Raw genomic sequence first — 6,207 nt, 5'->3', positions numbered from 1 at the left:
ATTTCACAATAAAAATCGAACGCCATGTGAGGCAACAGTTGAGAAGAAAATGCTCAAATTGCTCGAAAGCGGGGCGATAGCTGCACTCGAAGCTGTCCGTAAAGAATTTACTGGGAGCGGATCAGATGAAGTCAAGTAAGCAGCAATGGTTGATTTTAAATCACGATTTACCGGTTGTGTCGTCGATCGCGAAATATGCGTTTTCAAGGGATAACGGCTTGGGTTTCGAACTGGTAGATATTACTACTGATATAGTGCGCGCTCGTTTCATTGAAAGGGTTGAAACTGTTGAGGAGATGGACACTCCCTTTGGCGATGTAGAAGAAATTAAGCTAGTACGATATGTTTATTTTGACTTCACAGTTACGCAAATTTCGGAAGGCGCGTCTTTGTTGAAGATAATAAAACCCCCTGTGTCGTTGAAGAGTTTTGTTCGGATGTTGATGGAGGCGTTTGAATACGGTGCAAGTTTAAAAAAAGTAGGATTCAATATTTCCACCGTCTATGCTGCGATATCGCGTGATCCTGAGGTTGACCGGTTGACTGTAAGTAGGGTGACTGTAAGTCAAATTCCGCTAGGGGAACATGCGACTTCTCGGATGGAGGTTCTCTCGACTGATAATGCATTGGTTGAGTTTTTGGAACTGTACAATGCACCTTCAATGAGAATTGAAAAAATAGCAATTGTTGCCCGAATAAAACATCAGGTGGAAACTCTTGAGTTGACAGCTGCTGGTTCTGTTTGTTGCACATCAGGATTAGAGCGTTATTTGGAGTGTACAGTTGTAGCATCATAGTCGCATGGTTTAATTAATGAGTGCTAATTGAATGTCTGACATTTCTAAAAAAGACCATGGAGGAAAGTGTTACGAATACTTGGGGAGGTCAGCGGGATGTTGACTGTGCAACTATGTGCAACATCACTTAACCAATTTTGTGCAGCGGTTTTTTGCTCCAAGGTTGCGTCTCTTAGCCAGCTGAAGTCAGCACCAGGGAGTAGCTCTTCAAGACTTTTTGGAGGTCTCGTATCTGATTTTAGCCTGGATTTTATGTTTGAGGTGCAGACCTCAACGATTACTCCTGTAATCCCCTTCTCATCTAAAATTTTCGTTAAGATCATTCTCTTTTGGGATGCGAAGTTTGTATTGCGATGCATCGTGTTATAAGGGGGTTTAAAGTAATTTATTAGCGCTGCTTCTGCTAGAAGGACTCTATTTTTCCTCGGGAGTTTAGCGGTTTGTAGTTTAGTAAAATGCTCGTCGTCTTCTTCATCGCTAGCTGTTGGGTCTAAGCTTAAGTCGCCACCATTGCTTAGAATTTTTCGAGAGTGTTCGAACCTAAACATTAAAATAATTATTTCGCTTTCTGGTTCGTCGGTGATGGTTTTTGCTAGTATTTTTTGAAGTTGATAGTGAGTCAGTAAGCGATCTACTGCTATTCTCGGTTTTGTTTTTCCTATTCCTATTCCTACATATAAAACATCTAGATCGGTTTCCTCGCGAAAGTCTGCGCAGCTACCTGCCACCAAAATATAAGTGGGTATTCGAATTGTTTGGGAATTTATGTTTGTGATCGTGATGTAACTGCTTGAGTATTCTTTGTGAATTTTTACATCGCTTGGAGAGCCAGCATGATGCTCGGCTTGCATCGGAAAGTTGAATTCTAGCCTCGTCCATGCCTGATCCCTGCGGACGATGAGTATTCCTTTAATACATGCGTCTTCTACTTTTAATGAGCTGGGATCGATATGAATTTTCTTTCGACTCGTGATGATGTACAGGTTGCAAAGTTCTAGATCTTTACGTAATTCGTCGTATACCTTAGCTAAATAAAGCTCGGATGCGAAAAGCATGCTTGGACTGCTTGAGTAGAGATTTACGGCTCCCTCTACTGAGAATTTTCTTGGCATTATGAAAGAGTCTCTATTTTGGTTTCGTGGCTCAGGTGCACACAATAATAGGTGGGTCGTTAACCGCTATTGGATAGTGCCAACGAACTAGCGCTCATTCGATGTTCCATCGCTCAAGGCTTGCTCGAATGGATCGGCTAACGACTTCAGTATGCTTTCGAATCAATCCGCTCAACGCTTCGATCCTCTCTAAAGTTACTTTCTCATTCTCGCCGTCATTCAAGCGGCGTGCAATCTGGTTGAGATTTCGCCCTAGAGTCAAAAGTTGATAGTTAGATTCACCTAATGCGTCGATTTCATCCATGCTGAACTGTGGTTCGTGGGTCAAGCCGGTGCGGATGGCGTCGATGATCCAGCGCCGCATGGAACACCGCTCTATCAGTGCTCGCTCTGTGATAGCCGCTTTTTCCGAAGCGGTCAGCAAGATTTCAAAGCGTTGCTTGGGATCGCGGGGCGTAGCCTCTGCGACTTGCTGGTAAGTTTTTGGCTCTGGGTTTGCTGCTGCTTGCGCCAGTTGTTGCTCAATGGCCGCTTTGATTGCAGCCCCTGGAGACTTACCCAAAGCACGGCAGTGATCCGCCCAGCGGGCTTTTAGATCTGCTCCCAGGTGGATGTTCAAGGCACGACTTGAGCTCTCCATAGATACCCCCCCATCAACGGTAACGAAACTTGCAAGGCCATGCCGTGCTAAATGTGTGCGCACATTTAACCGGCGGTTAGCCTATCCTGCACTAGTGCTACACCGTCTTTCAAATTTGTTCATGAACAAGGAAAAATCGTAGTGGGGGTGGCGTTGTGTAATACAGCTTTCCGGTGAAAGCCTATCCTGCACTAGATCTCCATTCGCTTTAGTTCTTGTTCATGAACAAGCTTTTAGCAAAGCTCACTGCGTTCCTGATGGTTGAGAGTCGCTGGTGTCAGGAAGCAGCTTCTGCGAGAGCATCACAAATTGGTTCAGGTTAATTTCGCCAGTGATGTAGCGCTGACCAAAGTGTTTCATTTCTGCTGAGGTGTCGAATCCAGAAAGGCCGATGGACGCATAGGCAAAGGCGACAGCTTTCTTTCGCTCGTTCTGCTCTGACTCAGAAATCTGATGCTCCAGCTCCTTCCTATCAACGGCTTCAATTTCGGTGCTTTCTTGATGCTGCGTTGGCTCTTGGTTATTTGAGGTCATGTGAATTTCTCGTTGTTTGGTTAAACGCAGGAGCGCGTCCGCTCTGGTCTTTGCTGCGTACCAAAGTATCAAGGTTTTGGCTGGATGTGGTGTCAAGGGCGGCACCGGAAGCCGCATGCGGAGCGGAGCCGAAGGCGATCACCGAACGGGTGAGGATGCCGGGCGTAGCCGGACCCTTGATGCCACAGTAAGCACTGAGCCTATGGCAAGGGGGAGGTCAAGGGCTCTGCCCGCAGTACCTGCCCCCGCAGCCAGTCCGGCAAGTTCGGACACGGGATGCAACCGAAGGGGTTGCCCAAGCAAAGCGCGGAGTTGTCGTAGTCGTGTTGCATTCGTCTTCCGCGTGTTGTGTGTCCGGGGTGGGTTTAATACGCCTTATGACTGAACATGAATCAGAGGCGCGCTGAAACTGTCTTGTTTTTGTTATTAGTCGTTTATTTACAATCGGTTAACGGGTTTGAGAGTTGCCCATCCCCCCGCCCTTCCCGCAAGCGGAAAGGGAGCGAGTCGCCCTCTGTCGTCAAGGGTGCAGGGGAGGCCTCCGGCCTTGATCCCCTACACCCATGCCGTAAGCGTTGGTCGCTTCTGCCGCGTCAAGGGGCCGAGTCCTCGTCGCTACGCTCCTGCGGGCCGCACCAACCCCTTGACCCGCCATACGCTTGTCGACGGTGCTCAGAAAAAGACCCCGCCGAAGCGAGGTCTGATGAGTCATACGTCAGGGCTACTGATTTACTTTGCCGCCGGTAGCGTTCCCCCAGTTTTTGCCCATGTTCTGCATGACGTGCTGTCGGTAGGCTGGATTCCAGGCTGTGTTACCGGCCGCAAGGTGGTTCAAGCGTCCAGCGGTGACCATTTGGCCCGACTGCATGTCGCGGCGCGTGGACTGTCGGTTAAGCCCTTTGGTAATCGGTGAGGCGGCACCGCTTGCGATTCCGCGTAGGGTAAGCCCTGCACTTGATAGTCCACCTGCAAGGCTGCCAGCGACGGCATTGGCTTGCTGCAACATGTACAGCACAACAACCGTGACCACCAGAAGCTCCAGAAATGTGGCGATGGGGTAGTCGGCCGGTGTCGCAAGTATGTCGCTGGTTAGCGATGAGAAAAACTTGATTCCGAAGCTGAGCACCGTGACCACCAACCCTATTTGCAGGATGTAGGTGATGACCTGAGCGAACCAGCTATCGAACCATTTGGATGTGAACTGACCGAACAGCAGCATCATGATAAAAATTGGCCCGATCCCCAGCATGATCGACAGCATTCCCTTTGCAACGATGATCATTGCTCCAGCAGGTACCGCGATAATAAGTGTTGCCGCGTAGGCGATTATGGCGGTCAGCAAATCAAAAAATATCATTCCCACTTCGTGCCAGGCGCGGGTTCCCATTTTCGCCAGGATATCTGCACCTATCGCCCAGCCGTCGGACATGGCTTTGTCCACTACCTGAAACACCGACGCTGAAGCGGTTGAATCGCCAGTTGCTGAGAAGGCAGAAGCAACCCCTGTTTCCAGGCCATGAAGTGCTTCCACTATCCATGCCATGTACGTGTCTGCGTTCATTGCCAGTCCGCTGATAAGCAGAAACTTTCCGCAGGTCTTCAGGAAGTGGGATGCGGGTTGCTCGATTGTGCCGGTAATCATCATGAAGCCGATCATGGTCAAATAGAGCGTTCCACACAACGTTACCGTCAGTGAAAAGTCATTGATGACTTGGTTGGAAGTGATGCGTATGAATGTCTGGAGCGTTTGGTCCATGCTCCCCGCGATCCATTCAAATATTCCGGTCGTAGTGGTCATTCTATTTTCCCTGAGAAGACAAATTGACCGGCTCGCGGCGTTTGTAGCCACGCTGCTCCAAGACTATTGCATTCGCGGCCGATGATGCGTTGATGCAGTTTGCAGAGATCGATAGCTCTCCAGGGTTGGCTTTGCACCTCTCTAGCGTCTTCAGGCGCTCAGATGTATTAGCCTTGTACCAGTCGACGGTTTGAACCGGCTCTTGTCGTTCGCAGCCCGTAAGAATTAAAGCTGTGATGAGCAGGAGAGCAGGAATCCTTTTCATTTTTTCACCTCATCGCCAATGCTGCTGATTGGTTCCGCGCTTGTCGCTTTCGCGTCACGATTGCTGGATATATTCATCGCTGCTGCCAGCTCTGCTTGATCAATGATCCGTAGCGCTGCGACTGTGCGCAGAGCGCTTTCCCGCGATCCTGCCCAACTGCCAGCGAGGCGTTCAAAGGTATTGTTGAGAGTGCCTATGCAGGCGCATACACAGCAGACTGAGAGCAATGCAGCGAAACCTGAAGGGATAGGGGCCGACTGCCGGGGAAGCGTTATTCCAAACCAATCAATGGCCGCCATTGCGAATGGCACCATCGCAAGCACTGCGGCTATGAGGTCTCGTTGCAGTAACGACGGCGCTCGTTTAGAAACCTCTTTCATGTATCCGAGCCGGTCTACGCACACCCAGTATCGGCGGATGGATATGAGAACAAACGTGCAGAAGGTGAGAATCGATAGGTAAAGGTACGAGATCATTGTGCTGCTCCTTGGGGTAGGGGCGAACGCAGTGCTGTCTTTCCAGCCGTCCGGCGACTCTTTTTATCGAGCTACTTTTCCCGCCAGTCAGGGCTTGTTTAAGGCCCGTATCCAGTGCGCTTTTGTGGCGCCCTTGGGATGTGGTCTATACGGCGCGTCTTTCCGCTGCTTGTCCGGTGGCTCTTTCTATCGAGCTACTGTTCCCACCTGTCAGGGACTTTCTTTTCGGTCCCAGCACCCAGTACGCCGAAGCATTCTTAGGGTATTAAATTTACTGCGTTCAATAGTAAGATTGCTTGATGAGTGTGCTTCTCCGTTACAGCGAAGAGCTTATGACCAAGATGTACGGTCTATCATTATTTTGTCTGATATGTAGGGGATATTGGCAAGCTCATCCAATGCCATCTCTACAGTTCTAAACCAGTATGGATGGTTTTGCTCATCCGTTACCGGGTGTTCGATTGTGCCGTCCGATACAGTCAGTGAGAAGCCTTTTGCATAATGCGCGTGCAAAATGACCTGGATGTTGCCGGAGTGTTCCAGGCTGTCGCAGTAGTTTTCAAGTTCCTTGAATTGTAGCTGCAT

General features: G+C 49.4%; 8 protein-coding genes. 1 reads left to right on the top strand and 7 read right to left on the bottom strand.

Features of this window, described 5'->3' with window-relative positions; genetic code table 11:
• The first annotated feature begins 125 nt into the window (after positions 1–125).
• Positions 126–797 carry a hypothetical protein gene (locus BMY54_RS28725; RefSeq protein ID WP_093442061.1) on the top strand — a complete coding sequence of 224 codons (672 nt, stop codon included), beginning with the start codon at positions 126–128 and terminating at the stop codon, positions 795–797.
• A gap of 44 nt (positions 798–841) precedes the next feature.
• On the opposite strand, the gene BMY54_RS28720 is transcribed toward BMY54_RS28725, so the two are convergent.
• The 7 genes from BMY54_RS28720 to BMY54_RS28690 form a co-directional block, all read right to left on the bottom strand.
• Positions 842–1,852, bottom strand: a complete 1,011-nt coding sequence (locus BMY54_RS28720; RefSeq protein ID WP_093442056.1) for a hypothetical protein — start codon at positions 1,850–1,852, stop codon at positions 842–844.
• Positions 1,853–2,003: 151 nt separating this feature from the next.
• Complete coding sequence (locus BMY54_RS28715) at positions 2,004–2,528, bottom strand: plasmid mobilization relaxosome protein MobC (protein ID WP_093442070.1); 525 nt, start codon at positions 2,526–2,528, stop codon at positions 2,004–2,006.
• Between the two features lie 264 nt (positions 2,529–2,792).
• Entirely contained in the window at positions 2,793–3,083 is a 291-nt protein-coding gene (locus tag BMY54_RS28710) for an antitoxin VbhA family protein (RefSeq protein WP_093442051.1), read from the bottom strand.
• 721 nt (positions 3,084–3,804) lie between these two features.
• Entirely contained in the window at positions 3,805–4,881 is a 1,077-nt protein-coding gene (locus tag BMY54_RS28705) for a TrbL/VirB6 family protein (protein WP_093442046.1), read from the bottom strand.
• A 1-nt stretch (position 4,882) separates the two neighbouring features.
• Positions 4,883–5,146, bottom strand: a complete 264-nt coding sequence (locus BMY54_RS28700) for an EexN family lipoprotein (RefSeq protein ID WP_093442041.1) — start codon at positions 5,144–5,146, stop codon at positions 4,883–4,885.
• The gene (locus BMY54_RS28695; RefSeq protein WP_093442036.1) at positions 5,143–5,622 is read right to left on the bottom strand and encodes a hypothetical protein; all 480 of its coding nucleotides are present in this window, start codon (positions 5,620–5,622) and stop codon (positions 5,143–5,145) included. The genes BMY54_RS28700 and BMY54_RS28695 overlap by 4 nt, the downstream gene beginning before the upstream one ends.
• Before the next feature lie 330 nt (positions 5,623–5,952).
• Entirely contained in the window at positions 5,953–6,207 is a 255-nt protein-coding gene (locus tag BMY54_RS28690) for a hypothetical protein (RefSeq protein WP_093442032.1), read from the bottom strand.

The organism is Pseudomonas sp. ok266, from assembly GCF_900110195.1.
Lineage (GTDB): Bacteria > Pseudomonadota > Gammaproteobacteria > Pseudomonadales > Pseudomonadaceae > Aquipseudomonas > Aquipseudomonas neuropathica.
This window is presented reverse-complemented; position numbering and strand designations above follow the sequence as displayed.

Excerpts from the sequence above, each read along its gene's own strand:
- BMY54_RS28725 (WP_093442061.1), top strand. The coding sequence starts at position 126 with ATGAAGTCAAGTAAGCAGCAATGGTTGATTTTAAATCACGATTTACCG.
- BMY54_RS28720 (WP_093442056.1), bottom strand. The coding sequence starts at position 1,852 with ATGCTTTTCGCATCCGAGCTTTATTTAGCTAAGGTATACGACGAATTA.
- BMY54_RS28710 (WP_093442051.1), bottom strand. The coding sequence starts at position 3,083 with ATGACCTCAAATAACCAAGAGCCAACGCAGCATCAAGAAAGCACCGAA.
- BMY54_RS28705 (WP_093442046.1), bottom strand. The coding sequence starts at position 4,881 with ATGACCACTACGACCGGAATATTTGAATGGATCGCGGGGAGCATGGAC.
- BMY54_RS28700 (WP_093442041.1), bottom strand. The coding sequence starts at position 5,146 with ATGAAAAGGATTCCTGCTCTCCTGCTCATCACAGCTTTAATTCTTACG.
- BMY54_RS28695 (WP_093442036.1), bottom strand. The coding sequence starts at position 5,622 with ATGATCTCGTACCTTTACCTATCGATTCTCACCTTCTGCACGTTTGTT.
- BMY54_RS28690 (WP_093442032.1), bottom strand. The coding sequence starts at position 6,207 with ATGCAGCTACAATTCAAGGAACTTGAAAACTACTGCGACAGCCTGGAA.